Genomic DNA, 25,916 nt, shown 5'->3' on the forward strand with positions numbered 1-25,916 from the left:
AGGGGCAGGCGGGATTCATCTGCCCGCTTTCCCCTTGCGCATCGCCTGCGAAACAATACTTTGATTTTCAAAGTTGTTGGAGGGATCAATGAGCGACGCACAAACATCTGACCTGGACTATCTGCGCAGCGTGGCCGAATCCGGCGAAAAGGCACCGCTGATCGGTGGCCGATTCCTGTTGATCTGGGGCGGGCTGGCGATCATCGCCTGCATCGCGCACTGGGCGGTCATGGTGCAGGCCCTTCCGATTGACCGGCCGTTTGTCGGCGTCGTCTGGATGATCTACGGGATCAGTGGCCTGGTGCTGACGACGATTTTCTGCCGCGGCCTGACACGAAAACCGGGCAGCGGATCGATCGGCAATCGTGTCAACAGCATCGCCTGGCGATCCGTCGGCATCGGCATCGGTCTTTATCTGGCCGGCGTGGTGTTCTCGGTTACGGCACTGGACGCTTCGCCCGTATTGTTCGACTCGATTCTGACTATTGCCCTGTTCGGCTATGCCATTGCGTTTTCCGTGACAGCCGCCGTGTCGGCCGAGAAGTGGTTGTATGGCCCGGCCTGGATTTCAATCGCCGGAGCGGCCCTGTCTCCTGCTTTCTACGGCCGGCCGGAGCTTTACCTGATGGTGGCCGCCATCATACTTTTTGCCGCAGTGGTGCCGGGTGTCCGGCAGATAAGCCGGGAGCCTCGCCGCATCGATGGATAAGCAGGAATTCAATCCCGCGGCGCTCGACGAAGTCATTCACGGAAAGCTGCGCCTTGCCATCATGGCTTACCTGTCTGCGGTCAGCGAAGCCAGTTTCACGGAAGTGAAAGCCCGCACCGAAGCGTCGGACGGGAATCTGTCGGTCCACATGCGCAAGCTCGAAGAGGCGGGTTATATCGAAGTCGGCAAGACATTTGTCGGCCGGCGGCCGCGAACGACGCTCAAACTCACGGCGAACGGCCGCAAGGCCTGGATCGCCTATCTGGACCAGTTGCGGCAGCTGACAGGCAGCTAGGCGGCGGCCTTCTCGCGGGTCAGTGCGAATCGCAGGATCCGTACCCCGTCTTCCTCGCGCGCGCCGGTCTCGACAAATCCGGCTTTCTCCAGAACGCGCTGCGAGGCGATGAGGTGCGGCAGGGTGTCGGCCACGACTTCGCTCACCTGGCCGGTAGAAAACGCCCAGTCGACGAGGAGGTTGACGGCTTCTGTGGCCAGGCCCTGTTCCCGGAACGATACCAGCATTGAGTAACCGATCTCGACCCGGCCGTTACTGTCCGGCGGTCCCTTGAATCCACCACCGCCCACGAGGCGGTCCATGCTGCCTTCCGGACCCGGCCAGATGAAGGCCCAGAAATACCAACCGCTCTCGCGCGGCCGGTCACGGAGCGCTTCCTCGGCCTGCCGGACAGCCGCCGCATCGAGCATTTCCGGGGGCCAGCTGGCTTCGGACTGGACATTCAGCGCCTCGAAGAAAGCCGCCGGCGCGCGCGCATGCAGACTTGTCAGCCGCGCGTCAAGCGCGACCAGTTTCAACCTGTCTGACTTCACTTGCAGCATGCGAGGAGTCCTGCGCAAAACCCGTGCGCCACCGTTACGCGGCGCGACCCAAATTCGATTGTCCGATCACAGGTCCAGGGCGTCGCCAGCGCCGACCTGACAGGTTGCATTATAGCATACAATTCCGATTCGCCGTCTGACGATTTCGTCAGACGGACTCCATCAGGCCTGCATGGTCCAGCCTTCAACGCCCATCGCCGCCTGACGGATGGCCTCTGTCATCGTCGGATGCGGGTGCGAGGTGCGGGCTATGTCCTCCGAGGACGCGCGGAACTCGAGGGCCAGGCAAAGCTCGGCGATCATCTCGCCCACGCCCTTGCCGATCATGTGAGCCCCGAGCAATTCATCGGTCTCGGCATCGGCCAGCAGTTTGACCATGCCGTCGGTCTCGTGGTTCGCCCGGGCACGCGAATTGGCCATGAAGGAGAATTTGCCGGTCTTGTACTTGCGACCCTGCTCCTTGAGCTCGTCCTCGGTTGCGCCCACCGCGGCGATCTCGGGATGCGTATAGACGACGCCCGGAATGGCCCCGTAATTGACGTGACTTGCCTTGCCGGCAATGCGCTCGGCACAGGCCGTGCCTTCATCTTCGGCCTTGTGCGCCAGCATCGGTCCGTGCGTGCAATCGCCGACCACCCAGACGCCGTCCGCGCTGGTCCGGAAATGGTCGTTCGGAATAAAGCCACGCTTGTCGGTTTCGATGCCGACCGTGTCGAGCCCCAGCCCCTCGGTGAAGGGGCGGCGGCCGATACAGACGAGCGCAACATCGGCTTCAAAAGCCTTTTCCGTGCCGCCATTGGCGGCCTCGGTGTTCACCGTAAGGCCGGCGTCGGTCCTGTCGATTCCCGTCACCTTGCGGGAGAGTTCGAATTTCAACCCCTGCTTCTTGAAGATGCGCTGGGCCTGTTTGGCAATCTCGGAATCCATGCCCGGCAGGATCCGGTCGAGATACTCGATCACTGTCACTTCGGCGCCGAGGCGCCGCCAGACAGAGCCGAGCTCCAGCCCGATCACGCCGGCGCCGATCAGGATCAGTTTCTTCGGGACTTCCTTGAGTTCGAGGGCGCCTGTGGAAGACACGATGCGCTCTTCGTCGATCTCGACGCCCGGGAGCGGCGTCACTTCGGAGCCCGTCGCAATGACAATATGCTTCGTATCCAGAGTCTTCTTGCCGTCGGGGCCGTCGACCTCGACCTTGCCCTTGCCGGCAATCCGGCCCCTGCCGCGGATATGATCGACCTTGTTCTTCTTCAAAAGGAAGGCAACGCCTTCCGTGAGGCCCTTCACGGCCTCGGTCTTGCCTTCCATCATCTTCGGAAGGTCGTATCCGAGCCCGTCAACCTTGATGCCATAACTGGCAAAATCCTGGTTGGCAGCCTCGTAGAGTTCGGAGGCGTGCAGAAGGGCTTTCGACGGGATGCAGCCGACATTGAGGCAGGTGCCGCCGAGCGTGTCGCGCATCTCGATGCAGGCCGTCTTGAGGCCCAGCTGGCCGGCGCGAATGGCGCAATTATAGCCGCCGGGGCCTCCCCCGATGATAACGACGTCGTAGCTCTTGGACATGCGGCGGCCTTTCGTGTGAGGGGCGAATCCGCCCCTACCTAGAACCGCCCTGCCCGTGTTTCAACCGACTTCACGCCGCCCTGGTGCCGAACAGACGCACGGTCAGCACGACCGCCAGCACGGTGATCAGCGGTGTGGCCACCATCATCCATAGAGGATGCGGGATCATCATCATGGTGACAGCGCCCATGGCCAGCACCGCCAGCCCGACGACCCAGGCCGTCCAGTTGCGTTTCGATATGCGGATCGCGACCAGCCCGCCGACGAAAATGCCGAGCGCCCAGGCGACGAGGACACCGATTTTCGCGCCGAGCGGGATCTCGTGCATGATCGCTGCAAGCTGTTCGGGATTGCTGACATCGACACCTTCTGGCGGCGGAAATATCATGTGCCCGACCATTTCCACGAGCATGACGGTGAAGACCGCCGCGACGAGACCGGCGATGATTCCGAGGATCAAACGAAGCATGCCGGCCTCCTATTTCAGGATGCCGCGCTGGCTGGCCCAGCGCGCGAGCCAGAAATATCCCAGGACCGAGAGAAAGATGACGACCGAGAAGATTATCGCGGGCAAGCCGCCCATTAATTCCATGGCATTGGTAAAGGCATAGCTGTAGATCGCGCCGATAATGAAGCTGATGAGGCTGACAAGGAATAAAAGCGAAGCCAATTTCATCCGCATCAACAGCAGGATGGCCCCGATGAAGCTGCCCCAGACAGAAATCGCCCAGGTCGCGACATACCAGGCCGGGAAGCCGTAGAACAAGGCCAGTTGCTCGTCGTTGAAGTTCGACATGTAGAAGTCCAGCCGGAGCTGGGTCGCCGCGTAGTCAAACGCGCCCATTGCGAACCACAACACGCCGATCACGCCCAGAATCCAGAACCAGACCGGCGTCTTTGCTTGAGAAAACGTCATGAAACCCTCCCCGGTGTTGGCCGCGACGGTAGCGCGTTTGCCTGCCTTTGGGGAGAGGCTTCAGGACTCGTTCAGAGAATTCCGGCCGGCCGCCGACCATTGCTTCCAAATTGCCCGCGGCGGAAGCGGCCTAGATATCGAACAACAAGCGCTGCGGGTCTTCGAGCGCGTCCTTGACGCGGACCAGGAATGTTACGGCTTCCTTGCCGTCGACGATGCGGTGATCATAGGACAGCGCCAAATACATCATCGGCCGGACCACCACTTCGCCATTCTCGGCAACCGGGCGCTCCTGGATCTTGTGCATGCCCAGAATGCCGGATTGCGGTGCATTGAGGATCGGCGTCGACAGGAGCGAGCCGAAAATGCCGCCATTCGAGAGGGTGAAGGTTGCGCCCTGCATCTCGTCGATCGACAGCTTGCCGTCGCGCGCCTTGGTTCCGAGCTCGATGATCTTCTTCTCGATATCGGCGAGCGACATGGTGTCGGCATCGCGCACGACGGGCACGACGAGGCCGCGCTCGGTCGAGACCGCTACGCCCATGTCATAGTAATTCTTGTAGACGATCTCGTCGCCGTCGATCTCGGCATTGACGTTGGGAATTTCCTTCAGCGCATTGACGCAGGCCTTCACGAAGAAGCTCATGAAGCCGAGCTTGACGCCGTGCTTGGCGACAAAGGCGTCCTGGTGCTGCTTGCGGGCCTTCATGATGGCCGACATGTCCGCCTCGTTGAAGGTGGTCAACATCGCCGCGGTGTCCTGGGCGTCCTTCAGCCGGCGCGCGATCGTCTGGCGCAAGCGGGTCATCTTCACGCGCTCCTCGCGCGGGTCGTCGGCGCGGTCGGCGGACGATTGCGAGGCGGGTTTCGGGGCCGGCGTTTTCGGGGCGGTCGCGCCGGCTTCCAGCGCCTTCAACGTATCGCCCTTGGTGACGCGACCATCCTTGCCGCTGCCTTCGATCTTGGAGAGGTCGAGATCGTTCTCTTCGGCAATGCGCGCGGCCGACGGCATGGCTTTGACGTCAGCGTCGGATTTGGATTCGGACTTCGCGGACGTGTCGCCCTCTGCCGGACGCGGTCCAGGAACCGGGTCTTTCGCCTGGGTCGCACCCTCGCGAATTTTTGCCACCACATCGCCCGGAGAGACCATGTCGCCTTCCTCAAAACACCGCTCCTCGAGCACGCCATCCACCGGACACGGCACTTCGACCGCCACCTTGTCGGTCTCGATTTCGACCAATGGCTGATCCTTCTTGACGGCGGCACCCAAGTCTACCAGCCAAGCTCCCACAGCGCCTTCGGTCACGCTTTCTCCCATTTCCGGGATCTTCGCTTCAACAAGATTTCCAGCCCCATCGCCTTCAACCGGCGTGCCGGCCGCTGTTTCGGTCGGTGCGTCCTCGTCCGCGTCGTCATCATCAGCGGCGGCGTCATCAGAATCTGCCTTTTTCGCCTCATCTTCGGACGCGGCCGCGCCGCCCGATCCCAGTTCAGCCAGCTTGGCGCCGATCTCGACCGTATCGCCCTCGGCGGCCACGATCTTCGACAGCGTGCCGTCTTCTTCCGCGCGTACCTCGATCGAGACCTTGTCGGTCTCGAGCTCGACGAGGATGTCGTCCTTCTTGACGGCATCGCCTTCCGAGAAATTCCAGCTGCCCACCGTTGCCTCGGAAACGGATTCACCCAGCTCGGGAACCTTGATGTCGGTCATGTCTCTATGAGTCCTTCGTCTCGGAATGTCAGGCCAGGGCCTCGTTGATCAGTGCATCCTGTTCCGCCTTGTGGGCGGCGGCGGTGCCGGCAGCGGTCGACGCAGCCGCGCTGCGGCCGGCATATTTCGGGCGGCTTTGCTTGGCATCAGTCTGGACCAGCACCCAGTCAAGCGTCGGCTGGATGAAGGTCCAGGCGCCCATATTCTGGGGCTCTTCCTGGCACCAGACCAGCTCGGCGTTCGGAAAACGCTGGAATTCCTGCAGCATGGAACGCGCCGGAATCGGATAGAATTGCTCGACGCGAAGCAGGTAGACATCGTCGACACCCTTTTCCTCGCGGGCCTCGAGCAAATCGTAATAGACCTTGCCGGAACACATTACCACGCGGCGGATCTTGTCGTCGCCCACCAGCCGGGTCTTGGTCACCTCGGACGCGCCTTCGGGCCTGTGCGACGGATCGGCATCGTCCCACAGCACGCGGTGGAAGGACGAGCCTTCCCCCATCGCCTTAAGTGAGGAGATGCAGCGCTTGTGACGCAACAGCGATTTCGGCGTCATCAGGATCAGCGGCTTGCGGAATCCGCGATGGATCTGGCGGCGCAGAATGTGGAAATAGTTCGCCGGGGTCGAACAATTGGCGACCTGCATGTTGTCCTGCGCGCAAAGCTGCAGGAAGCGCTCCAGACGCGCCGACGAGTGCTCGGGGCCCTGCCCTTCATATCCATGCGGCAACAGCATGACGAGGCCGGACATGCGCAGCCATTTGCGTTCACCGGCCGCCAGGAACTGGTCGATAATGACCTGTGCGCCGTTCACGAAATCGCCGAACTGAGCTTCCCACATCACCAGCGTGTTGGGCGCCGACAGCGAGTAGCCGTATTCGAAACCGAGCACGGCTTCCTCGGACAGCATCGAGTCGATGACTTCGTAACGGACCGGCGCAGTGCCGAGTTCGCAAAGCGGCGTGTAGCGTTCCTGGGTTTCCTGGTCGATGATGTGCGAATGGCGCTGCGAGAAGGTGCCGCGGCCAGAATCCTGGCCGGACAGGCGAACCGGGAAACCTTCATCGAGAAGTGACGCAAAAGCCAGGCTCTCGGCCGTCGCCCAGTTGAGTCCCTCGCCCGCCTCGATGGCCTTGCGGCGACCTTCGAGCACGCGCTTCAGCGTCTTGTGGATGGCGATATCGTCGGGATAGCTGGTGAGCTTGTCACCCAGCTCCCTGAGCTTTTCGACAGGCACTGCGGTCTCGCCGCGGCGGTCATCGTCCTCGGGCAGTCCCAGTCCCGACCAAACGCCGTCGAGCCAGTCCGCATCCTTGGAATCGAAGGACCGGCCCTTCTCGAACTCGGCCTCGAGATAATCGTCGAACTCCTTCGCCATGCGCTCGGCATCCTCGTCGGTGAGGACGCCTTCGGCGACGAGGCGCTGCTGGTAGAGTTCGCGGGTCGTCGGGTGGGCCTTGATCGCACGATACATGATTGGCTGCGTGAAGGACGGATCGTCGCCCTCATTGTGGCCGTAGCGGCGATAGCAGAACATGTCGACAATGGCGTCCTTGCCGAAGAGCTGGCGGTATTCTGTTGCCATTTTCGCGGCATAGACCACGGCCTCGGGATCGTCGCCATTGGCGTGGAAGATCGGCGCCTGCACCATGAGTGCAACATCGGACGGATAAGGCGACGACCGCGAATCCTTTGGATCGGTCGTAAAGCCGATCTGGTTGTTGACGATGAAGTGGATTGCGCCGCCGGTGCGGTGACCCTTCAGGCCGGACAGGCCAAAGCATTCGGCGACGATACCCTGGCCGGCAAAAGCGGCATCACCATGCAAGAGGAGCGGCAGGACCTGCTCGGCCGTGCTCACATCATCGCCCTGCTCACGCCGGTATTTCGATTGCTTGGCCCGCGCCTTGCCGAGGACGACCGGGTCGACCGCTTCAAGGTGGGACGGGTTGGCGGTTAGCGAGAGATGGACCGTCTTGCCGTCGAACTCGCGGTCGGAAGAGGCGCCGAGATGGTATTTGACATCGCCGGAGCCGAATTCACCACCCTGCGTCGAGCCGCCCTGGAATTCGTGGAAGATCTGGTGATAGGGCTTGCCCATGACGGCGGCCAGAACGTTCAACCGGCCACGGTGCGGCATGCCGAGGATCATGTCGGACACGCCCATCTGGCTGCCGCGCTTGATGATCTGTTCCAGCGCCGGGACCATGGATTCACCGCCATCGATGCCGAAGCGCTTAGTGCCGGGATAGCGCTTGTGCAGGAAGCGCTCGAAGGCTTCCGCCTCGACGAGGCGCGAGAAGATCGCTCGCTTGCCATCGGGCGTGAAGTTGATCCCCTTGTCGGGGCCTTCAAACCGTTCCTGGAGCCAAGCCTTCTCCTGCGGGTTGGAGATATGCATGAATTCGACGCCGACGGTCGAACAATAGGTGCGGCGCAGGATGTCGAGCATTTGCCTCGGTGTTGCGGTCTCGAGTCCGAGATAGCCGTCGATAAAGATCTCACGATCCATGTCGGATTCGGCGAAACCGTAGGAACCGGGCTGCAATTCGGGTTGCTCGCCGAAGGTGGTCAAAGCCAGCGGATCGAGATTCGCCGCCAAATGGCCACGCATGCGGTAGGCACGGATCATCATGATGGCGCGGATCGAATCCTGGGTCGCCTTGCGGACGTCTGCCGGGTCCGCATCGGGCAAGCGTTCGGCGACCTTCTCGATCAGCGCGGGTTCGGCGGCGGCATCAATCGCGCCGAGCGCGGATGTCAAATCGCCATTGGCCTCTCGCGGCCAGTCGGCACGACGCCAGCTGGCGCCCCGCGCCGCGCGTCCTGACGCCGCCGGATCGGCACCATTGTCCTCGAAAAAGGCACGCCATTCGGTCGGCACCGAGGTCGGGTCCTCGGCCCAGGCCGCGGCCATCTGCTCGATATACTGGGCGTTGCCGCCATAGAGAAAGCAGGTTTCGAGGAAGGCTTGGTTCGCGTCAGTGCGCTTGTTTTCGGACATATCCGTTCCTGTTTGGCCAACCCCCGCTTCGCTGGCCGTCAATGTTAGTCTCCGGGTGGGCCGGTCCCGTGTAAAGCCCGAAACTGTTCCACTGGCGGCTGTCCATCGGTGCAGCGGCCAGTGCGTCATATGTGTGCCGAAGGCCTAGCCCTTCAACACCTCGACCATGGTCGTGCCCAGCCGTGCCGGGCTGTCGGATACCGTGATGCCGGCTGATTTCATGGCTTCGATCTTGTCCTCGGCGCCGCCCTTGCCGCCGGACACGACCGCACCAGCATGCCCCATGGTGCGTCCCGGAGGCGCGGTACGGCCCGCGATAAAGCCAACGACCGGCTTGGAGCGGCCGTTCTTCGCTTCGGCCTTGAGGAATTCCGCCGCCTCTTCCTCGGCAGAGCCGCCGATCTCGCCGATCATGACGATGGATTGGGTCTCGTCATCGCCGAGGAACATTTCCAGGCAGTCGATGAAATTGGTGCCGTTCACCGGATCGCCGCCAATGCCGATGCATGTCGATTGCCCAAGGCCGACATCCGAGGTCTGCTTGACCGCTTCATAGGTCAGCGTGCCGGAGCGCGAGACGACGCCGACAGTGCCGCGCTTGTGGATGTGACCCGGCATGATGCCGATCTTGCATTCACCCGGCGTGATGACGCCCGGGCAGTTCGGGCCGACAAGGCGCGACTTCGTGCCGGACAGGGCGCGCTTGACCTTGATCATGTCAGAGACCGGAACGCCCTCGGTAATCGCGACGATCAGCTCGATACCGGCATCGATCGCTTCCAGCATGGCGTCGCCAGCGAAGGGCGGCGGCACATAGATCACCGAAGCGTTGGCACCCGTCGCCTCGCGGGCCTCGCCCACCGTATCGAAGATCGGCAGTGAGAGGTCCTTGTTCTCGTCGCCATGCCAGGTCTGGCCACCCTTGCCGGGCGTCACGCCGCCGACCATCTGGGTGCCATATTCCATGGCCTGTTCGGTGTGGAACGTGCCGTTGCGGCCGGTCAGGCCCTGGCAGATCACCTTGGTATTCTTGTCGACGAGTACGGCCATAGTGCTTGAACCTCAGGCAGCTTGTTTCGTTTGAATCGGGTGTTTCTCGAAAGCGAGAATGCGGGAGGTATAATCCTCCGGCAGGGGTTTCGGACGGCGGGTTTCGGCGTCCGCACAAACATAGGTCATCGTTCCGTCGGCCAGCAGCTCGTCGCCGCGGAAAATTCCGAAGGCATAGATCACGGACGACGTCCCGAAACGCTGGCAACGGAAGCCGATCTGGATGAGATCGTCGAGCCTGGCCGGGCTGCGGAAATTGCACTCCGCATTGACCGTGAAGAAATCATAGCCGCGTTGCAGCGTGTCATCCCACATCAGATCGTTGGCGCGGAAATACTCGGTCACGGCATGGTCGACGAAGACGAAATAATTGGCATTGAACACGATCGCCTGCGGGTCGACCTCGGCCCAGCGCACACGGTGTTCGTGGAAGAAGGTGAAGTCATCGCGCCGCGTCATGTTTCGCTCCCGTTGAAGCGGAACATGAGCGCGCCGGCGAGCCAGCCAGTGCCGGCGGAAACGCCCATCAGCATGGGCACGGCGAGCGCCATGCCCGTCTCGACATGATCGATCATGGCCTGGGCGACGAGCAGGCCGACGAGGACCGGCGTCAACAGACCCATCATCAGCGCAAAGGCGTAGATGTTCCAGCGCATGCCCGCGAGCCGGGCGCGCAGGAACCAGGCGGCATAGCCGCCGGCCGCGACCGGTAGGGCGATCATGAACAGGATCTGGAACAGATTGCCCAATGCGCGCTAGCCCTTCACCGCCTTGACGATTTTCTGCGCGGCGTCGTCGAGGTCGTCGGCGGCGATCACGTCAAGATCGCTTTCATTGATGATGCGCTTACCGTCCTCGACATTGGTGCCTTCGAGACGGACGACGAGCGGCACCTGGAGGCCGACTTCCTTGACCGCCGCAATGACGCCGCGGGCAATGACATCGCATTTCATGATGCCGCCGAAAATGTTGACCAGGATGCCCTTCACACTGGGATCGGCCGTGATGATCTTGAACGCGGCCGTGACCTTTTCCTCGGAGGCGCCACCGCCGACATCAAGGAAATTGGCCGGCGCGGCACCGTACAGCTTGATGATGTCCATGGTCGACATGGCCAGGCCGGCACCGTTGACCATGCAGCCGATGTCTCCATCGAGCGCGATATAGGCGAGGTCGTATTTCGAGGCCTCGATTTCCTTCTCGTCCTCTTCGGTGAGGTCGCGCAGTTCGGAAATGTCGGGATGGCGGTACATGGCATTGTTGTCAAAGCCGACCTTGGCATCGAGCACGTGCAGATTATCGTCGCCCGTCACGATCAGCGGATTGATCTCGAGCAGTGCCATGTCCTTCTCGACGAACGCCTTGTAGAGCTGGCCCATCAGTTTCACACACTGCTTGACCTGGCCGCCCTCGAGCTTCAGCGCTGCAGCGATCTTGCGCCCGACATAGGGGCTGTAGCCGGCGGCCGGATCGACATGCACGGTGATGATTTTTTCCGGGGTTTCCTCTGCGACCGCCTCGATGTCCATGCCGCCCTCGGTCGAGCAGACAAAGGCCACGCGGCTGGTGGCGCGATCAACGAGCAGCGAGAGATAGAGCTCACGCTTGATGTCGGCGCCATCTTCGACATAGATCCGGTTGACCTGCTTGCCGGCCTCGCCGGTCTGCTTGGTGACCAGCGTGTTGCCGAGCATCTGTGCCGCAAACTCACGGACCTCGTCAGTCGATTTCGCGAGCCGGACACCACCCTTGTCGCCGGCTGAGGCTTCCTTGAACTTGCCCTTGCCGCGGCCGCCGGCGTGGATCTGGGCCTTCACGACCCACAAGGGGCCGGGCAGGTTCTTGGCGGCCGCTTCAGCCTCGGCCGGCGTCATCGCGACACCGCCGTCGGCGACCGGTGCGCCAAAGGATTTGAGCAGGGATTTGGCCTGGTATTCGTGGATATTCATGGATCAGGAGCCTCGCGTGAGAATCGGCAGTCAGGCGAACAGGTATACCGGGCTTATAACACCGGCCTGCAAGGGCGCAATGCGCGTTGGGTCCAGTAATCGCAGGGGCTAGTCCGCGGCGTCTTCAGTGTCGATTTCCGTCAGCGCTGCCGAGGTCGCGTGCAGGTTGACGAAGTCCTCGCGGTCGGCCTCGCTCGCAGCCATCCGGCTGCGCGAGCGGAGCAGCATCGTGCCTGCCAGAGCCGCGCCGAACACGGCCGAGAACAGGAAAACGCCGCGCATCCCCATCGGGCTGGCATAGAGCACGCCAGCGACGAGCGGCCCGATGATCGAGCCGACCGCCCAGACGATCAACAGTCCCGACGCCATGGCCGGCAATTGTCCCTGTTGCGCGCGATCGGCTGCGTGCGCGACGGCGATGCCGTAATGCGCCAGCGACGTTGCGCCCCAAAGGCCGATCAGGACGATGCCGAGGATCAGGCCGGGATCGACGAAAGCGGTCAGAATCAACGAGATGATCGCCCAGGCTGCGCCGAGAACGCCGATGACGAGCCGCCGGTCAAATTGATCCGATATCTTTCCCGCCGGCCACTGGCTGGCCATGGAGGCGGCATAGATGACGCCCATCACGAGCGCCGCGGCTCCGGCAGCGCTGGCATCCTCGGACGGCGTGCCCAGCGCGCCGGCCCAGATCGGAATAAAGGCGAGCACGCCGGAATTGACCATGCCGGCGGCAAACACCGCAATGGCAGCGGCCGGCGCCACTTTCAGCACGGAAAGCGGCGAGCCCGGCGGATGATCCGGCAAGATCGGCTGGGCGCGATGGGTCGCGGCCACCGGTGAAATGGCGAGCGCCAGGAATACGCCGGCGACCAGCAGCGCCCCGCCGATCAGCGATTCGCCGCCGGCGATCAAAAAGGGACCCACGACAATGCCGGCGCGGCCGGCAATCTGGTAGGCGGAAATGACACCGCCGCGACGGCTCGCGGGAGTGGCGTCCGCGATCCAGCTCTCGGCGACGGCAAACAGAACGGCTGCGCTGGCTCCGAACACGAGACGCAGGGCAAACCAGAGATAGGCATTGGTATCCATGCCGAGCAGAAGCGTCGCCGCGACCGCCAGGCCACCCGCGGCCGCAAAGGCGCGGATGTGACCGATGCGGGCAATCAGCGCCGGCGCATGGAACGCCCCTGCCATAAAGCCGATGGCATAGGCCGAAGCGATGGCACCAATCGCGACCCCTGACCACGCCGATTGTGCCATGGTAAGAGGCAGCGCGACGTTGAGCAGTCCATTGGCGACTTGCCAAACGCCCATCGCCAACATGACAACGGCAACATTGCGGTAGAATATCACGGTGTTCGTCCTAGGTTCGGGTTTGGCCACCGGCTGCGAAGCAACAGGAAGGCGACGTCATGTTCAAGGGTCTGACAGTTATTTTTCTCGCGGCAACCCTCGCCGCCTGCACGGCTGAAGCTCCGATTACGGAGGGTTCGTGGCGGTTGGATGGCAGCCAGTCGGATGTGGTGTTCATCAGCGTGAAAAACGGCGATGTGGCCGAGGTCAGCCGTTTCGAGGCATTGTCCGGCTCGGTGAGCGCGGACGGTCGCGCCGAACTGACCATCCCCGCGACCAGCGTCGAGACCTATGTCGACATCCGGAATGAGCGGTTGCGCGACATCTTTTTCGAAGTCACGCAATATCCGGATATCACCGTGGCGGCGGATCTCGACCCGGCCCTGTTCGAAGCGCTGGACGTGGGCAGCGCGACAGATACCGAGCTGGCGCTGACCGTCGGCCTGCATGGCGACGTGCGCACGGTTTACGCACCGGTTCGGATCGTGCGCAGCGGGCCCGACCAGGTGCGGGTGATATCCAGCGAGCCGGCGCTGATCGATGCGCGGGATTTCGGTCTCGGCGAGGCGGTGAATGCGCTGGCGGCGATCGCCAATCTCGACGGGATCACACCGGTCTTCCCGGTTTCGGTCCACCTGGTGTTCGAGCGCAGCTAGCCCGGCTTGCGGCAGAGATAGATCACGTCCTGCTTGAAGAGGCCGAACCGCGGTTCTTCTTCCGGTGTGAGCCGCCATTCAGTGGCCTCGAATCCCGCCTGCCGCACGCGGTCGGCAAAGTCGCGGCCATAATAGCGGACGTGACTGGCGTCGTCGTAATGGGCGAATTTCTCGGCTGCGGTCGTGACTTCGGGGTTCTCATAGGTTTCTTCACGCGCCCAGTTCTGCGGCACGGAATAGATCGCCAGCCCGCCCGGCTTGAGCACACGGAAGCTTTCCCGCATTGCCTTCCGGTCGTCGGGCACGTGCTCGAGGACATGGTGCGCGAGGACGCAATCGACGCTTTCGTCCTCGAACGTCATCGCCGACATGTCCATGGCATGACGCGCCTTGCCCGGCACAAGGTCAGCCGTGTGATAATTGGGCGCATCGCCCATCATCTTCTTGAAATATCCCTCGGGCGCGAAGTGCAGGATGACCCGGCCGTCCGTCAGGTCGATTCCCTCGCGCTCAAGGCAGATATGCAGGAGCCGATGGCGTTCGCGTGAACCGCAACCCGGACAGCGGCCGTCCCAGCGCGGCGGTGTGCCAAGCGAAAGGAATTTCCCCTCATAGCCGCAGATCGGGCAAAGCCGATCCATGGACGGAACCGAGAACTGGCGCGGGTCGCGGAAGCGGGCCTGCAGTTTTTTCAGGAAGATACGCATGTCGTGTCCGGGGCTTGTTGGGGCCTCGCAGCGACATAGCGCGTTCAACCCGCTTCGCCAAACACGAAGCGCCGCTGGCGTTCCGGGGGGAGGTGGATCGCCAGCGGCGCGGGGTGACCAGCTCGCACGGAGGGTTATCGGGCAAGCTGGCGGGACAGGACGTGGTCGAGGGAAATAGTCCCGCCGCCACGCCCGACAAGGTAGAAGAGCGGAATCAGCCAGAGTGCGACAGTTCCCCAGAAATGCGCATTGGTCGGAAAGACGAAAATCTGGATCACCAGGGCCATCACGATCAGGCCGGTGGCGGCAAAGCGGGTCAACAGGCCAAGCACCAGAAGAACCGGCAATACGCCTTCGCCGGTTGTCGCCATGATTGCCGCCAATCCGCCCGGGATGAGCGGCAGCTCGAACATGCCACCCTCACCGAATTGCGCGAATGTCGAAGCCTCGATGGTGATCGGGAAGGCCGGCACCTTGATCAGCGACCGCTCGATCTCGAAATCATTGATCACCTGGACGTAATCGAAAATTCCATTGGTCTCGATCTTGTTGAGAAATGAACGCCAGAACACGCCGGCGATGGCAAGGCGTGCAAAAAGGGCCAGCAGCGAATGGCTGATGATCCCTTGCGCCGCGCCGTAGAACGCCTGGTACAGGCGGCCGGCCGCGCCGAAGGCAGGCGGGTCGCCGTCGAAAGGTTGAGTGGTCATCTATGTGGTCCCTTTTTCGTCCAACCCCATGAAAACGCCTTCCTTCAGCAAGGCGATGAAAACCGGAGCGGGGTCAGCTCCGGGAAATTGGTCGGCGATGGCCGCCGACGTAGTTTCGAAGTCCGCCCCAGCGGAAATGCATGCAAGGAAGACCGATTCGGCGGGCGAGAGACGGCGATGCCGCACGTCCATTTGCGGGCGGTGAACCAAGGCTGTCTCGGCGCCGCTATCGAGCGAGATGCGCTCGACATCCGCATCCTCGCGATTGGTGCGCCAGATTGAATAGGCCGGAAATCCGGACTCGCAGATCCTCACGGATGGATGCAGGCCGGGCGCCAACGCCGCCAGTTGCGTTGGCGGAAGGCCGGCGATGGCGCTCAATGTCAGCGGTCGCGCGTCAGGCGCGTGGTGAGCTTCGAGCCATGCGCGGTCGAGCCGGGCGACATCAGGGAGATAGGCGAGCGGGCGGGACGGCTCGAAAAGCTCGATGAAATCTGCAAAAGCTTCGCCAAACAGCGTCAGTGTCCGCTCGGACGGCGGATGCTCGGCCCAGAAAGCCCGCGCCATGCCCTGGAAGAACTGGTCGCCCACCAGGCGCTTGATGGCGGGATAGGCGTCGCCGAGCGTGTCGGCCGCACCCTTCACGACATTGTTGCGGTAGACCTGAAGCCTTGAATCGGGCGCGCCCTTGATGAAGGGGGAGAGCTTTGTTGCATCGCCGCTCATCAACGCGGCCGCGAAGGCGTCGTGGAACTCAGGCATTGACGGCCTCCTCACGCGCCTTTTCCAGAAGGACCTGGGCGCGTCCACGCTCCGCCATCAGCGTCTCGAACGGCGGCAGATTGCTGTCGCGCTCGATCAGGGTCGGCTTCGGTCCGATCCGCCCGATGGCATATTCATAGAGTTCCCACACCTCGTCGCGCACCGGCGCGCCATGGGTGTCGATCAGCAGCTTGTCGCCGAGCTTCTCGTCCTGCTCGTGGCCGGCGAGGTGGATTTCGCCGATGGCACCGGCGGGCAAGGCGTCGACATAGCTGTACGGGTCCTGGCCGAGATTCCAGCTCGTTACGAAAACGTTGTTGATGTCGAGCAGAAGACCGCACCCCGTGCGATCGACCGCTTCGGCGAGGAATTCCTGCTCTGTCATCTCCGCCTTCAGCGGCAGGTAGATGGACGGGTTTTCGATGAGGATGGTGCGGCCCAGCGCGTCCTGGGTCTCGCTCACATGATCGCAGAAACGATCGAGCTGCTGACGCGTGTAGGGCGTCGGTAGCAGGTCGCCGAAATATGTGCCGTCATGGGCACACCAGGCGAGATGCTCGCTCATCAATTGCGGCTGGTAGCGCTCTGCCAGTTCACGCAGTTTCGCGAGATGATTGCGATCGGGTCGCTCTGTGCCACCGAGCGACAGGGCGACACCGTGCAGGGACAGAGGACGGTCGCGGCGGATCGCATCAAGCCAGGCGTGACGCGGCCCGCCGGCCGTCATGTAGTTCTCGGGATGGACTTCCACCCACAGTCCGGCCGCGCGGCTTTCAAGAACGCTGCGATAATGCGGCGGCTTGAGGCCGATACCGGCGCCGATCGAGGGCGCCGGATCGCTGGCTGGCCGGACGGTTGTCATCCCGGTCTGCGCCGCGCGCTTACGGGCGCTCGACCGGCTCGAGCGAGCCGTTGCCATACGGTGTTTCAATGTCTTCGCAGGTCCCCGCCGGAACATAAGTCCAGGCATTGCCCTGATAATCGACGGTTGATGAGCCTTCGCACGACGTGCCAGGCCCGGCAGCGCAGTCATTTTCGCCGGCAAGGGCGACGCCGTAACACTGTTCCATGTCGTCGTGCGCGTTCTCGCCTTCCTCGTGGCCGTCGGCATTGGCGGCTGCGGACAGCGACAGGGCAAGGGCCGAAGCGGCGAGTGTGGCGAATGCGGTTTGGTTTTTCATGATCTCAGACTCCCGTTGGATTCAACTTCCCGGCCAGGCTTCCCGGCCGGTGATCTGAACGATGTCTGAAGATGCAGCCGAAGACCATTCACATTCCGTCGACAGGCCTAACGTCAGCGTTATCGCGCGCTGAAGAGTTTTCGGAATTGCGTGATCGGAGCTGCAACCAAATACCGGCCGAGGGACAAGGCCGCACCGCGACACTCCCAGCGCTGCTGCGGTTCCAGGGGCTTTTGTGCGAGATCACGAAACGCTCCGCCGCGTTCACATCGCCAACGTGTCGGTTCACGCAATGGCTGGGCGCGGTGGGGCAGCGGGAGCTCCGCGCGGGGATAATTCGGCGGAACTCCCTGCCCCAGCCTCACGGACGCGGCCGGCATTGCCTCGATCGATCACGTGATCGCGACCGGCAGCCAGGCGATCATGACGGCGGCTTAAGGACGGGATCACGGATCCGCAAGCCTCGCCCGCGCAGTCGATTGCCGCACTATTCGCCGGCCACGGCCGGAACCGCCTCGAAACGCATGGGCTGGCCCAGCACGTCAATGCGCACGACCTCGCGAACCCCGTCATTGGCGGAGACGTAGATATCGTTGTCGGTCGATCCACCGCGCACCTCGATGCGGATCGGTTCGTGCGTACCGCCCAAGGTCTGGATCGTTCCGCCATCCGCCGCGGTCAGCGTGACGGTTGCTGCCGAACCCCAGAGTGGCGCAAACCAGTCGAACGTAATCGAATCGCCGATCTCGAGCGGCAGGGTCGGGGCCAGGAAGAAGACCGCGCCCCGCATCACCATGCTTTCGGTGACTGGTGTCTCGATGGAGGCCGATTGGTCGTCCGCCCCGGGGCGGGTAAAGATCCGGCTGCCGACCATCACCCCGTCCTGTTCCCTGGCCTCGACCGTGAGGATGGCGGTTTCCTGAAAGAACGTGATGTTGATGTCGACGGGCGCGGCCGTGCTGCCGTCGACCGATGCCTCCAAGGTCTCGTAGATCTGGCGACTGGCCCACATGGTGCGGTCGTAAAAGCGGATTAGGCCGGATTCTTCGTCCCGCTGCCAGCCGAGGCGCATGAAGCCGTCAGGCTCGTCCTCGACCAACATTTGCAAATGCAATTCGCCACTGTCCGGCAGCGCCGCAATGGATTCAGCGGCCAATCGCCCTGGGCGAGAGCAGGCGCCGCCAGCCCCATCGCGGCCATCGCTGAAAGAATATAATTCCGCATTTTAATCTCCTTGAGTATTTTTCATCTCCAATACCCAAGAAATGCACGTTGAATGGGAGAGAAATACTAAGAATGCGGCAAGAGATTTCACGAAAGCGTGAGGGTCATCCACCGAAAAACATCTGCCACATCAACCGCCCCGGCATGAAGGCAAACAGGCCGGGTACGATCAGAGCACCGATGAAGAGGCCGAGGACGGTGTTGCGGTGCTTGTCGGTGCGCAGGGCGCGTGCGTGCGTGATCATGCCGAACAGGCCGAACAAGGTGAGCGGGACAAAGATATGGATGAAGCTGAACTGACCGTCATTGATCTGGCGGATAAATATCGCTGTCAGCGCGGTGGCGAGCATCAGCGCGGCCCAGACATAGCCGAGCGTGCGATGCGGGATGGTGCCCTTGGGCGCAAATAACTGGACCAAGCCCAGCGCGAGGGCAGAGAGCGCCGCCGCGACGTGAATCTGAATGATCAGGGGCGCTCGGGCAAAAGCTGCGAAGTCAGGCTGGAAACCGCCGGCCACGCGGCCCAGCTCGCGCCAGTAGGCGGCCAGATTCCCCTCCTGCAATATGCCGCCCTGAACAAGGGCGAAACCGACCACGACGGTTACGATACCAAAGCCAAAGGCGAGATGACGGATTGCATTCATTTCCAGCTCCCTCAAATTGCGAGATATGACGAGAACGGATTGTCAGGGCCTGGCCGCTTGCGGTAGCAGCTATTCGCTGGCGGGCTGTTTCCCGACGCGAATGGCGCTAGATTCCATTCGCGATACGTGAATGGAGCTGCAGGCGGCGTGAAGCGAGTTCTCGATTTCTTCAAGGCTCAGGGTACCGGGATGATCTTCATGATCGGGCTCGGCACTTTTCTGGCGATCCTCGGTCCCTACGACACGTCAGCGCTCGGCTGGCCATGGGTCTGGCTCTACTGGACCGGTTTGATGTTGCTGGGCGGGTGTAGCGGTGATGTCGCCCTTGCCTTGCTCAATCGCTTGGCTCCGAACCTGCCGCGATGGGCGTCCTATTCGCTGATCGCCGTGATGGTGGCCGTGCCGGTCACGATCGCGGTGATCTCGATCCAGAGCGTGGTCGGATCCCTGCCGCCGATCCACACCTGGCCGGTCATCTACTTTTTTGTCCTGGTGATTTCCGCCGGCGTGGTCGCATTGACCTATCTGCTCGAGCGTCCCGGCCAGGCCGCTACCGAGCTGGCGGTCGGTCGCGCCCTCACGGACAAGCTTCCGGTGCGCTTTCGCACGGCAGACCTGATCGCCCTGCAGTCCGAGGATCATTATCTGCGCGTACACACGAACCGCGGCGACACGCTGATCCTGATGCGGCTTTCGGATGCCATCGCGGCGGCTGAGGGCCTTGAGGGCGCACAGACGCACCGCTCCTGGTGGGTGGCACGCAGCGCCATTGATCATGCCGAGAAAGCCGGCGGCCGCGCCGAACTGACGCTGACCAACGGCATCACCGCGCCGGTCAGCCGCAGTTTCTATCCCGATCTCCGGGAGCGCGGCTGGATCTAGCGCTGCCGGGCGCGCCACTCGTCGCGCGTCTGCCCCCAGACATCGACAATCATGTCAAAGCCGGCAACCTCGACCTTGCGGTTCCAATTGTAAGAACCGATTTTCCGCGCCACTCCCTGCGATCCGATATTGCCTGCATCGATGAGGTGGACAGCAGACGCCCAGCCAAGGTCCTCGAAAACCCAGTCGAGGCAACGGCCGGCGGCTTCCGCCGCATACCCCTTGCCCCAGGCTTCGCGCTTGATGGTCCAGCCGATCTCCTCCTGCGGCCAGCCATAGGGATACCACGGGCCGACACGCCCAAGCCATTCGCCGCTTGCCTTGTCCTCGACCGAGAAGAAGCCGTATCCGCGCACTGCCCAGTGACCGATCACGCCGCACAGACCCCGCCAGACAAGCGGCGGGGTCTGGGTCCCGCCGATGAATTGCGCGGTTTCCTGGTCGGCCATCACCGCAATGAGCGGATCGACGTCCCGCTCCTCGGGGACACGGAGAACCAGGCGTTCCGTTTCGAGACGGGGACCGAAGCTGGATATATCGACCGGCATGTCATCCTCCCGCAGCGCGACCGGCAGCGGGGATAGGCTGCACAGCCTCCATTGGCAAGCATGGGGCGGTCCCCGAACCATTGTTGGCGCGGAACTTGCGCATGGAGAGGCTCGACTAACAGCAACCCAAGCCAGGACCAGAATGGCCAGAGAAAATCGTCCCACAATCGTACGCCTCGCCGTGTACTGGATTTTTGCATCCGGGATGATGGGATTGATCATCGGCCTGACCTACGCCAGCGGCGTTGTGGAATGGGTCTATGAAGAGCTCACCGCCCCGGCCTGGCTGCTTTCGACACCAATACTGACGTGGCTGTGGATCGCCAAAACGATGTGGATGGCCTTCATCCTGTGGATGGTCGACCGCTTCGGCCATGGCTGGTGCCGCTGGGCATCGATGGGGCTGATCACGCTGCTGTTCGCGGCGTCGGGCGGATGGATTACTGGCTTCGTCATCCTGCGCGATTTGTCGGTCGGCTTCTACGCCATCCTCATCAGCTGGCTGATCACGGTGGCGACCATGCTGCTGATCGGCCGCGCGCACAAAGCTGCGGGGATACTGATGTGGCCGGTCTTCGTCTGGACGACCTACATGGCCGTCGTGTCTTTCGAATTGATGCGCCTCAATACCGGACTTCAGCTGGCCGGGCTGTAGCCGGAAAAAGGCCCTCCCGAGCGGAAGGGCCTTTTTATTTAGAACAATCGTTGCGAACTAGCCGAGCGAGGGCTCCAGCCCCTTGCACGCCTCGACCAGCCCCTTCACCGCATCGACCGAATTGTCGAACATTTTCTGCTCGTCATCATTGAGCTCGATCTCGACGATCTTCTCGGCGCCATCCTTGCCGATCACGATCGGCACGCCGACATAGAGATCGTCAACGCCGAACTGGCCGGTGAGGTGGGCGGCGGCCGGCAGGATGCGCTTCTTGTCACGCAGATAGGAGACCGCCATGTCGATGGCGCTTTCGGCCGGCGCATAATAGGCTGAGCCATTGCCCAGAAGGCCGACAATCTCGCCACCGCCCTTGCGGGTGCGGTCGATGATGGCGTCCATTTTTTCCTGCGTCGACCAACCCATCTTCACCATGTCGGGAACCGGAATGCCGGCGACGGTCGAGTAGCGCAGAAGCGGAACCATCGTGTCGCCGTGGCCACCCATCACGAAGGCGGTAACGTCTTCCACGGAAACGCCGAACTCCTCGGCCAGGAACCAGCGGAAGCGGGCCGAGTCGAGCACGCCTGCCATGCCGACGACCTTGTTGCTGGGCAGGCCGGAAAACTCGCGCAGCGCCCAGACCATCGCATCGAGCGGGTTGGTGATGCAGATCACGAAGGCGTCCGGCGCGTGCTGCTTGATGCCTTCGCCCACGGCTTTCATGACTTTCAGATTGATGCCCAGAAGGTCATCGCGGCTCATGCCCGGCTTGCGCGGCACGCCGGCAGTGACGATGCAGACATCGGCACCGGCGATGGCGGCATAATCGTCCGCACCCTTCAGATTGGCATCCTTGCCGAAGACCGGCGAGGCTTCTGCGATATCGAGCGCTTTGCCCTTGGCGATGCCCTCGGCAATGTCGAACAGAACCACATCGCCCAGCTCCTCACGGGCAGCGATATGGGCGAGCGTGCCGCCGATCATTCCGGATCCGATGAGGGCGATTTTGTTACGGGCCATTGAGAGCTCCTTCGCAAGTGCGGAAATTTGCGAGACGGTCTAGCGCCCGGCTGACGCGGCGGCAAGTGCAGCGGCAGGTCCGGGTGGGCGGCTAATTGTCGTAGTACAGGTCGTGGCCTTCACCCGCCCGTTTCCGATGCGGCGTCAGCCCCGAAAAGCGCCGGAATTCACGAGTCATGTGCGCCTGGTCCGCATAACCGCAGTCGATCGCGATTTCCGCAAGGCGCGTCTCGCCGGCGCCGATCGCCCGCCGCGCTGCGTGATAGCGGTGAATGCGCAGATATTCGCCCGGCCGCAGGCCTGTCTGCGCGAGAAAGCTCCGGTCCAGCGTGCGGATGGATATGCCGAACTTTTCTGCCAGGCCGCGGGCGGTCAGGCCCGGCGACATGGCAAGGATGTCCGCCGCACCGGCAAGAAGTGGTAGGCAGGCGAAGTGTCCATTTTCTTCAATCGTTCCCGCAGCTACCGTCTAATGTTGCCGCAAACAGGAGAGTAATCCATGCGAAACTTGATACTAGCGATCGCTCCGGTCATGGCCGCGTCCGCACCAGCCTTCGGCAATGATCTCGACTGGATGAGCGGGCATTGGCGGGCGAGCGAGGGCGGCCAGGTGTCCGAGGAAATCTGGACCAATGGCGATGGCGGGCTGCATCTGGGAATCAACCGGACGGTGATAGACGGCGTGGCGCGTGGTTATGAATTCCTGCTGATTGCGGTCACCAATGAGGGCGCGACCTATTGCGCCCAGCCGGGCGGCAATGAAGCGACCTGCTTTGTCTCGACGGAATTGAATGCCAATCGGGGCGTGTTCGAGAATGCCGAGCACGATTTCCCGCAGCGCATCATCTATGCCCGGGAGGGAAACGTGCTTTCCGCGACGATATCGGACCTCTCGGGCGAGCAAAGCTATGAGTTCGGCTGGACGCTCGCGGAAGACTGATCGAGGAAGAACACTTCCTCGACCGTTACATCCAGTGCCTCGGCCAGCTTGAGGGCCAGCAGGGCGGAGGGGATGAAAACGCGGTTTTCGACCGTATTGATGGTCTTTCGCGTCACGCCCACGCGGGCAGCTAATTCGGCTTGTGTCAGGCCGAGCCGGGCGCGGTGTTCCTTCAGGCGGTTTCCAAGCTCAGCCGCGCCCATCACGCAGGCTCTTCATCCGGTTCATGACCCAGGCGAGCCAGCACGGTGAGCGGAATGAACACGCCGATGATCAGCAGGGCACGGATGGCAATGGCAGCGCTGAAGTCGACAAACGTCGCGGCCGCCAGGAGAAGCGCGGCGCCGGCGATCATACCGGCAAATCCGTACATGGTGGCGCGGGCGCGGTTCTGCAGAAACAATTCGTCCTGCAAGACGGAACAGGCACCGGCGCGTTTTACCGATCTCTGGTAATTCAACAGCAGAATCATAGACCCTGCCCAGGCCACTGCCCCGGCGATCAGGGCCATTTGCAATGCCAGCCGGCCTGCGGGCAAAGACCAGGACAATGCGTCTGCCGCATCGATCCCGAGCGTTGCGCCCTGCCACAGCAGAAATGACACGCCGGCGAACATGAAGGCGCGGTCCCGCTTGCGCTGAAGCTTGTTGATATTGTCCATGTCGCGGCCCCTTTGTGTAACCTGTCGGTGACTGGTCACTTATACGTTACATAATGGGCAGTCAAGGTTACATAAAACCTTCTCGACGTCGCGAGCCGAACGCCGATGCAGAGATCCAGATGGCGGACGTCAAGCCGCCCTGCGAGTTGAATTCGTATACGCGCTCCGCGGTCACCGTTTCATCGCGATCAGAAGACCGTCACCGATTGCGGTGAAGGCATTCTCGACGCGATCATCATTATTGACCTTTTCCGCAATCACGCGGAGCGCATCCGTGTCGGGATCGGATACTGACGGATCGGCGACCGAGCCGTTCCACAGCACATTGTCAAAGAGCATCACGCCGCCCGGACGCAACAGGGTCAAGCCGGCGGAATAATAATCGGGATAACCGGTCTTGTCGGCATCTACGAACATCATGTCGACCGTCTCCGCTAGCCCGTCGTTTACGAGGCCGATCAGGCTTTCGCGCGCATCGCCGATGACGGGGCGGATGATGTCGGCGACACCGCCCTGTTTCCAGTAATTCTCGGCGATACAGATGAGATCGTGGGATACATCGCAGGCAAAGAGTTTTGCCTTGTGCCCGTGGCACGCTTTCATCGTTTCAGCGACCGCCAGGGCCGAATAGCCGGTGAAGACCCCAACCTCGACCGCGGTTTTTGCATCGACCATGCGCGCCACCATTTTCATGAAAGCCGCCTGCTCGGGGCTGACCTGCATGTTGGAATCCTCGCGCGCCTCGGTCTCCTCGCGGCAGCGTTTCAGCGCAGCGGATTCAGCCGGATTGGCCTTGCGGACATAGTCGGTCAGCGTGGCATCAAGCCCGATCGATCGTGACATATTCAATCCTCTTCAGTTTCCGCGTCCACCAGCGATTCTTCGTGCGCGGCGGCGAGGTATTCCTGCGTACGCATTTCCATCAGGCGCGACGCGGTCCGCTCGAATTCGAACGCACCGTCGCCTTCATTGTAAAGGCCATCCGGCTCTGCTGCGGCACTCATCACAAGCTTGGTCTTGGCTTCGTACAGGGCATCTATCAATGTGACAAAGCGCTTCGCTTCATTACGCTTTTCCGGGGTCAGGACCGGGACACGCTCGACCAGAAGCGTGTGAAAGCGGGCAGCCAGGGCGAGATAGTCGGCGGGCCCCAGCGGGCGGGCGCACAATTCCTCGAAGGTGAACCTCGCGACCCCGGCCGCCTCGCGCGGCACCGGAACGGCCCTGTTCTGGACGGTCAGCGTGCAGGCCTGCGCCTGCGCGCCCTGGGTCAAGCGCTCCCAGGCCGATTGAATCGCACGATCCGCCTCGGGCCCGAGCGGCGCGTAATAGACCGGCGCGGCGGTCAACTGGCGCAGGCGGTGATCGTCGCCGGACGGGATTTCCATCACGTCGAGCCGCGCCTTCAGCATGTCGATAAAGGGCAGGAAGAGCTGCCGGTTGATGCCGTCCTTGTAGAGATCGTCGGGCACGCGGTTGGATGTCGCGACCACAACGACACCAATGTCGAACAATTGTTCGAACAGGCGGCCCAGCAACATGGCGTCGGCAATATCGGTGACCTGGAATTCATCGAAGCAGAGCAGGCGCGCCTCGTCGGCAATCGCCCTGGCGACGGGCGGGATCGGATCGTCCCGGCCTTTCTTGCGGTCCAGCCGCTTGCGCCATTCACCAATGCGGGCATGGGTTTCCTGCATGAATTGGTGGAAGTGGACACGCCGCTTTTGCCGGATCGGCGCGTTGGCGAAGAACATGTCCATCAGCATGGACTTGCCGCGCCCGACACCGCCCCAGAGATAAAGCCCCTTGGGTGGCGACGTCTTGTGACGGACCCAGCCATCCTTGATGCGCCAACCGGCAAGGCGCCGGTGCAGATCGGTGAGCGCTTCCGCGGCCGCGATTTGACCCGCATCGCGGGTCAGTGATCCCGCGGCGATACGTGTTTCCAGAACCGCCAGCGGCGTCATCGGCCGAATACCGTCACGATGGCCAACAGGCCAAACGCAATGATCGCGGCAGCGATGAGAAAGACCGGGCGTTTAACCTCGCGCATGGCTGGCGTGATGGCAGCGCGCCCGCCGGTTGGCAAGGTGGGGCGTTGCATTTCACGGCTCTCCGCCGGCTTTATCTGAATGGCCGCGCTGCGCCGCCACCCTCACACCTCATCCTGAGGTGCTCGCGCAGCGAGCCTCGAAGGATCGGAGGCCAATCGCCCTGCGTGGTTCGAG

The 25,916-nt window shown here is 62.4% G+C and carries 32 protein-coding genes; 6 read left to right on the top strand and 26 right to left on the bottom strand.

Annotated features, from left to right (window positions below):
• Positions 1-88: 88 nt before the first annotated feature.
• Positions 89-709, top strand: a complete 621-nt coding sequence (locus ACOOFN_RS05765) for a hypothetical protein (protein ID WP_420434581.1) — start codon at positions 89-91, stop codon at positions 707-709.
• On the top strand, positions 702-1,004 hold the full coding sequence (locus ACOOFN_RS05770) for a winged helix-turn-helix domain-containing protein (RefSeq protein WP_420434583.1): 303 nt from the start codon (positions 702-704) through the stop codon (positions 1,002-1,004). Before ACOOFN_RS05765 ends, ACOOFN_RS05770 begins: the two co-directional genes overlap by 8 nt.
• Here ACOOFN_RS05770 and ACOOFN_RS05775 read toward each other — a convergent pair.
• From ACOOFN_RS05775 to ACOOFN_RS05825, 11 genes are all read right to left on the bottom strand, one after another.
• The gene (locus ACOOFN_RS05775; protein ID WP_420434585.1) at positions 1,001-1,546 is read right to left on the bottom strand and encodes a GNAT family N-acetyltransferase; all 546 of its coding nucleotides are present in this window, start codon (positions 1,544-1,546) and stop codon (positions 1,001-1,003) included. The genes ACOOFN_RS05770 and ACOOFN_RS05775 overlap by 4 nt on opposite strands.
• Positions 1,547-1,708: 162 nt before the next feature.
• Positions 1,709-3,109 (bottom strand): dihydrolipoyl dehydrogenase, encoded by a 1,401-nt coding sequence (gene lpdA / locus ACOOFN_RS05780; RefSeq protein WP_420434587.1) that lies wholly within the window; start codon positions 3,107-3,109, stop codon positions 1,709-1,711.
• Between the two features lie 70 nt (positions 3,110-3,179).
• Complete coding sequence (locus tag ACOOFN_RS05785) at positions 3,180-3,578, bottom strand: hypothetical protein (RefSeq protein WP_420434589.1); 399 nt, start codon at positions 3,576-3,578, stop codon at positions 3,180-3,182.
• A gap of 9 nt (positions 3,579-3,587) precedes the next feature.
• Positions 3,588-4,025, bottom strand: a complete 438-nt coding sequence (locus ACOOFN_RS05790; RefSeq protein WP_420434591.1) for a hypothetical protein — start codon at positions 4,023-4,025, stop codon at positions 3,588-3,590.
• A gap of 130 nt (positions 4,026-4,155) precedes the next feature.
• Positions 4,156-5,736 (bottom strand): 2-oxoglutarate dehydrogenase complex dihydrolipoyllysine-residue succinyltransferase, encoded by a 1,581-nt coding sequence (odhB, locus tag ACOOFN_RS05795; protein WP_420434593.1) that lies wholly within the window; start codon positions 5,734-5,736, stop codon positions 4,156-4,158.
• A 28-nt stretch (positions 5,737-5,764) separates the two neighbouring features.
• Positions 5,765-8,743, bottom strand: a complete 2,979-nt coding sequence (locus tag ACOOFN_RS05800) for a 2-oxoglutarate dehydrogenase E1 component (protein WP_420434595.1) — start codon at positions 8,741-8,743, stop codon at positions 5,765-5,767.
• Between the two features lie 144 nt (positions 8,744-8,887).
• Complete coding sequence (gene sucD, locus ACOOFN_RS05805) at positions 8,888-9,793, bottom strand: succinate--CoA ligase subunit alpha (protein WP_420434597.1); 906 nt, start codon at positions 9,791-9,793, stop codon at positions 8,888-8,890.
• Between the two features lie 12 nt (positions 9,794-9,805).
• Positions 9,806-10,252, bottom strand: coding sequence for an acyl-CoA thioesterase (locus tag ACOOFN_RS05810; protein WP_420434599.1), 447 nt, complete (start codon positions 10,250-10,252; stop codon positions 9,806-9,808).
• Entirely contained in the window at positions 10,249-10,542 is a 294-nt protein-coding gene (locus tag ACOOFN_RS05815) for a hypothetical protein (RefSeq protein WP_420434601.1), read from the bottom strand. Before ACOOFN_RS05815 ends, ACOOFN_RS05810 begins: the two co-directional genes overlap by 4 nt.
• A gap of 6 nt (positions 10,543-10,548) precedes the next feature.
• Complete coding sequence (gene sucC, locus ACOOFN_RS05820; RefSeq protein WP_420434603.1) at positions 10,549-11,742, bottom strand: ADP-forming succinate--CoA ligase subunit beta; 1,194 nt, start codon at positions 11,740-11,742, stop codon at positions 10,549-10,551.
• Positions 11,743-11,850: 108 nt separating this feature from the next.
• On the bottom strand, positions 11,851-13,128 hold the full coding sequence (locus ACOOFN_RS05825) for an MFS transporter (protein WP_420434605.1): 1,278 nt from the start codon (positions 13,126-13,128) through the stop codon (positions 11,851-11,853).
• Between the two features lie 29 nt (positions 13,129-13,157).
• Here ACOOFN_RS05825 and ACOOFN_RS05830 point away from each other — a divergent pair, with 29 nt between their 5' ends.
• Entirely contained in the window at positions 13,158-13,754 is a 597-nt protein-coding gene (locus ACOOFN_RS05830; protein WP_420434607.1) for a YceI family protein, read from the top strand.
• Here ACOOFN_RS05830 and ACOOFN_RS05835 read toward each other — a convergent pair.
• From ACOOFN_RS05835 to ACOOFN_RS05865, 7 genes are all read right to left on the bottom strand, one after another.
• Positions 13,751-14,461 (bottom strand): class I SAM-dependent methyltransferase, encoded by a 711-nt coding sequence (locus tag ACOOFN_RS05835; protein ID WP_420434609.1) that lies wholly within the window; start codon positions 14,459-14,461, stop codon positions 13,751-13,753. The two genes, ACOOFN_RS05830 and ACOOFN_RS05835, sit on opposite strands and share 4 nt — an antisense overlap.
• 134 nt (positions 14,462-14,595) lie before the next feature.
• Positions 14,596-15,171: a DoxX family membrane protein gene (locus ACOOFN_RS05840; protein ID WP_420434611.1), complete on the bottom strand. Its 576-nt coding sequence runs from the start codon at positions 15,169-15,171 to the stop codon at positions 14,596-14,598.
• A complete protein-coding gene (locus ACOOFN_RS05845) occupies positions 15,172-15,933 on the bottom strand; it encodes a DNA-binding domain-containing protein (protein WP_420434613.1) in 762 nt (253 codons plus the stop codon).
• Positions 15,926-16,795, bottom strand: coding sequence for a DUF692 domain-containing protein (locus ACOOFN_RS05850; protein ID WP_420434615.1), 870 nt, complete (start codon positions 16,793-16,795; stop codon positions 15,926-15,928). Before ACOOFN_RS05850 ends, ACOOFN_RS05845 begins: the two co-directional genes overlap by 8 nt.
• Positions 16,796-16,814: 19 nt before the next feature.
• Positions 16,815-17,114 (bottom strand): DUF2282 domain-containing protein, encoded by a 300-nt coding sequence (locus ACOOFN_RS05855; RefSeq protein ID WP_420434617.1) that lies wholly within the window; start codon positions 17,112-17,114, stop codon positions 16,815-16,817.
• 487 nt (positions 17,115-17,601) lie between these two features.
• Positions 17,602-18,270 (bottom strand): hypothetical protein, encoded by a 669-nt coding sequence (locus ACOOFN_RS05860; protein WP_420434619.1) that lies wholly within the window; start codon positions 18,268-18,270, stop codon positions 17,602-17,604.
• Between the two features lie 172 nt (positions 18,271-18,442).
• Positions 18,443-18,982, bottom strand: a complete 540-nt coding sequence (locus ACOOFN_RS05865) for a DUF2306 domain-containing protein (RefSeq protein ID WP_420434621.1) — start codon at positions 18,980-18,982, stop codon at positions 18,443-18,445.
• A 147-nt stretch (positions 18,983-19,129) separates the two neighbouring features.
• On the opposite strand from ACOOFN_RS05865, the gene ACOOFN_RS05870 reads away from it, so the two are divergent.
• Positions 19,130-19,864 carry a LytTR family DNA-binding domain-containing protein gene (locus tag ACOOFN_RS05870; protein ID WP_420434623.1) on the top strand — a complete coding sequence of 245 codons (735 nt, stop codon included), beginning with the start codon at positions 19,130-19,132 and terminating at the stop codon, positions 19,862-19,864.
• Here the strand turns inward: ACOOFN_RS05870 and ACOOFN_RS05875 are convergent.
• The gene (locus ACOOFN_RS05875) at positions 19,861-20,412 is read right to left on the bottom strand and encodes a GNAT family N-acetyltransferase (protein ID WP_420434625.1); all 552 of its coding nucleotides are present in this window, start codon (positions 20,410-20,412) and stop codon (positions 19,861-19,863) included. The genes ACOOFN_RS05870 and ACOOFN_RS05875 overlap by 4 nt on opposite strands.
• Before the next feature lie 205 nt (positions 20,413-20,617).
• Here ACOOFN_RS05875 and ACOOFN_RS05880 point away from each other — a divergent pair, with 205 nt between their 5' ends.
• Positions 20,618-21,067 (top strand): tryptophan-rich sensory protein, encoded by a 450-nt coding sequence (locus tag ACOOFN_RS05880; protein WP_420434627.1) that lies wholly within the window; start codon positions 20,618-20,620, stop codon positions 21,065-21,067.
• A 57-nt stretch (positions 21,068-21,124) separates the two neighbouring features.
• Here ACOOFN_RS05880 and mdh read toward each other — a convergent pair whose 3' ends face one another.
• Positions 21,125-22,087, bottom strand: a complete 963-nt coding sequence (gene mdh, locus ACOOFN_RS05885) for a malate dehydrogenase (RefSeq protein ID WP_420434629.1) — start codon at positions 22,085-22,087, stop codon at positions 21,125-21,127.
• A 91-nt stretch (positions 22,088-22,178) separates the two neighbouring features.
• Positions 22,179-22,475: a helix-turn-helix transcriptional regulator gene (locus ACOOFN_RS05890; protein ID WP_420434631.1), complete on the bottom strand. Its 297-nt coding sequence runs from the start codon at positions 22,473-22,475 to the stop codon at positions 22,179-22,181.
• 111 nt (positions 22,476-22,586) lie between these two features.
• Here ACOOFN_RS05890 and ACOOFN_RS05895 point away from each other — a divergent pair, with 111 nt between their 5' ends.
• Entirely contained in the window at positions 22,587-23,027 is a 441-nt protein-coding gene (locus ACOOFN_RS05895; RefSeq protein WP_420434633.1) for a DUF6265 family protein, read from the top strand.
• On the opposite strand, the gene ACOOFN_RS05900 is transcribed toward ACOOFN_RS05895, so the two are convergent.
• From ACOOFN_RS05900 to ACOOFN_RS05920, 5 genes are all read right to left on the bottom strand, one after another.
• Positions 22,994-23,230 carry a helix-turn-helix transcriptional regulator gene (locus tag ACOOFN_RS05900; RefSeq protein ID WP_420434635.1) on the bottom strand — a complete coding sequence of 79 codons (237 nt, stop codon included), beginning with the start codon at positions 23,228-23,230 and terminating at the stop codon, positions 22,994-22,996. The genes ACOOFN_RS05895 and ACOOFN_RS05900 overlap by 34 nt on opposite strands.
• Positions 23,230-23,688: a hypothetical protein gene (locus ACOOFN_RS05905; RefSeq protein WP_420434637.1), complete on the bottom strand. Its 459-nt coding sequence runs from the start codon at positions 23,686-23,688 to the stop codon at positions 23,230-23,232. The genes ACOOFN_RS05900 and ACOOFN_RS05905 overlap by 1 nt, the downstream gene beginning before the upstream one ends.
• Before the next feature lie 171 nt (positions 23,689-23,859).
• Positions 23,860-24,531, bottom strand: coding sequence for an O-methyltransferase (locus ACOOFN_RS05910; RefSeq protein ID WP_420434639.1), 672 nt, complete (start codon positions 24,529-24,531; stop codon positions 23,860-23,862).
• A gap of 2 nt (positions 24,532-24,533) precedes the next feature.
• On the bottom strand, positions 24,534-25,655 hold the full coding sequence (zapE, locus tag ACOOFN_RS05915) for a cell division protein ZapE (protein WP_420434641.1): 1,122 nt from the start codon (positions 25,653-25,655) through the stop codon (positions 24,534-24,536).
• Entirely contained in the window at positions 25,652-25,792 is a 141-nt protein-coding gene (locus ACOOFN_RS05920) for a hypothetical protein (protein ID WP_420434643.1), read from the bottom strand. Before ACOOFN_RS05920 ends, zapE begins: the two co-directional genes overlap by 4 nt.
• Positions 25,793-25,916 lie beyond the last annotated feature (124 nt).

This window comes from Hyphobacterium sp. (genome assembly GCF_965217055.1).
Lineage (GTDB): Bacteria > Pseudomonadota > Alphaproteobacteria > Caulobacterales > Maricaulaceae > Hyphobacterium.

Bases quoted from the DNA above. Each gene is read 5' to 3' on its own strand.
- ACOOFN_RS05785 (WP_420434589.1), bottom strand. From the start codon at position 3,578: ATGCTTCGTTTGATCCTCGGAATCATCGCCGGTCTCGTCGCGGCGGTC.
- ACOOFN_RS05910 (WP_420434639.1), bottom strand. From the start codon at position 24,531: ATGTCACGATCGATCGGGCTTGATGCCACGCTGACCGACTATGTCCGC.
- ACOOFN_RS05850 (WP_420434615.1), bottom strand. From the start codon at position 16,795: ATGACAACCGTCCGGCCAGCCAGCGATCCGGCGCCCTCGATCGGCGCC.
- ACOOFN_RS05875 (WP_420434625.1), bottom strand. From the start codon at position 20,412: ATGCCGGTCGATATATCCAGCTTCGGTCCCCGTCTCGAAACGGAACGC.
- ACOOFN_RS05900 (WP_420434635.1), bottom strand. From the start codon at position 23,230: ATGGGCGCGGCTGAGCTTGGAAACCGCCTGAAGGAACACCGCGCCCGG.
- ACOOFN_RS05790 (WP_420434591.1), bottom strand. From the start codon at position 4,025: ATGACGTTTTCTCAAGCAAAGACGCCGGTCTGGTTCTGGATTCTGGGC.
- ACOOFN_RS05845 (WP_420434613.1), bottom strand. From the start codon at position 15,933: ATGCCTGAGTTCCACGACGCCTTCGCGGCCGCGTTGATGAGCGGCGAT.
- ACOOFN_RS05920 (WP_420434643.1), bottom strand. From the start codon at position 25,792: ATGCAACGCCCCACCTTGCCAACCGGCGGGCGCGCTGCCATCACGCCA.
- ACOOFN_RS05905 (WP_420434637.1), bottom strand. From the start codon at position 23,688: ATGGACAATATCAACAAGCTTCAGCGCAAGCGGGACCGCGCCTTCATG.
- ACOOFN_RS05830 (WP_420434607.1), top strand. From the start codon at position 13,158: ATGTTCAAGGGTCTGACAGTTATTTTTCTCGCGGCAACCCTCGCCGCC.
- ACOOFN_RS05880 (WP_420434627.1), top strand. From the start codon at position 20,618: ATGATGGGATTGATCATCGGCCTGACCTACGCCAGCGGCGTTGTGGAA.
- ACOOFN_RS05765 (WP_420434581.1), top strand. From the start codon at position 89: ATGAGCGACGCACAAACATCTGACCTGGACTATCTGCGCAGCGTGGCC.
- sucD (WP_420434597.1), bottom strand. From the start codon at position 9,793: ATGGCCGTACTCGTCGACAAGAATACCAAGGTGATCTGCCAGGGCCTG.
- ACOOFN_RS05775 (WP_420434585.1), bottom strand. From the start codon at position 1,546: ATGCTGCAAGTGAAGTCAGACAGGTTGAAACTGGTCGCGCTTGACGCG.
- sucC (WP_420434603.1), bottom strand. From the start codon at position 11,742: ATGAATATCCACGAATACCAGGCCAAATCCCTGCTCAAATCCTTTGGC.
- ACOOFN_RS05840 (WP_420434611.1), bottom strand. From the start codon at position 15,171: ATGACCACTCAACCTTTCGACGGCGACCCGCCTGCCTTCGGCGCGGCC.
- ACOOFN_RS05855 (WP_420434617.1), bottom strand. From the start codon at position 17,114: ATGAAAAACCAAACCGCATTCGCCACACTCGCCGCTTCGGCCCTTGCC.
- ACOOFN_RS05835 (WP_420434609.1), bottom strand. From the start codon at position 14,461: ATGCGTATCTTCCTGAAAAAACTGCAGGCCCGCTTCCGCGACCCGCGC.
- ACOOFN_RS05770 (WP_420434583.1), top strand. From the start codon at position 702: ATGGATAAGCAGGAATTCAATCCCGCGGCGCTCGACGAAGTCATTCAC.
- ACOOFN_RS05890 (WP_420434631.1), bottom strand. From the start codon at position 22,475: ATGTCGCCGGGCCTGACCGCCCGCGGCCTGGCAGAAAAGTTCGGCATA.
- zapE (WP_420434641.1), bottom strand. From the start codon at position 25,655: ATGACGCCGCTGGCGGTTCTGGAAACACGTATCGCCGCGGGATCACTG.
- odhB (WP_420434593.1), bottom strand. From the start codon at position 5,736: ATGACCGACATCAAGGTTCCCGAGCTGGGTGAATCCGTTTCCGAGGCA.
- ACOOFN_RS05865 (WP_420434621.1), bottom strand. From the start codon at position 18,982: ATGAATGCAATCCGTCATCTCGCCTTTGGCTTTGGTATCGTAACCGTC.
- mdh (WP_420434629.1), bottom strand. From the start codon at position 22,087: ATGGCCCGTAACAAAATCGCCCTCATCGGATCCGGAATGATCGGCGGC.
- ACOOFN_RS05800 (WP_420434595.1), bottom strand. From the start codon at position 8,743: ATGTCCGAAAACAAGCGCACTGACGCGAACCAAGCCTTCCTCGAAACC.
- ACOOFN_RS05810 (WP_420434599.1), bottom strand. From the start codon at position 10,252: ATGACGCGGCGCGATGACTTCACCTTCTTCCACGAACACCGTGTGCGC.
- lpdA (WP_420434587.1), bottom strand. From the start codon at position 3,109: ATGTCCAAGAGCTACGACGTCGTTATCATCGGGGGAGGCCCCGGCGGC.
- ACOOFN_RS05895 (WP_420434633.1), top strand. From the start codon at position 22,587: ATGCGAAACTTGATACTAGCGATCGCTCCGGTCATGGCCGCGTCCGCA.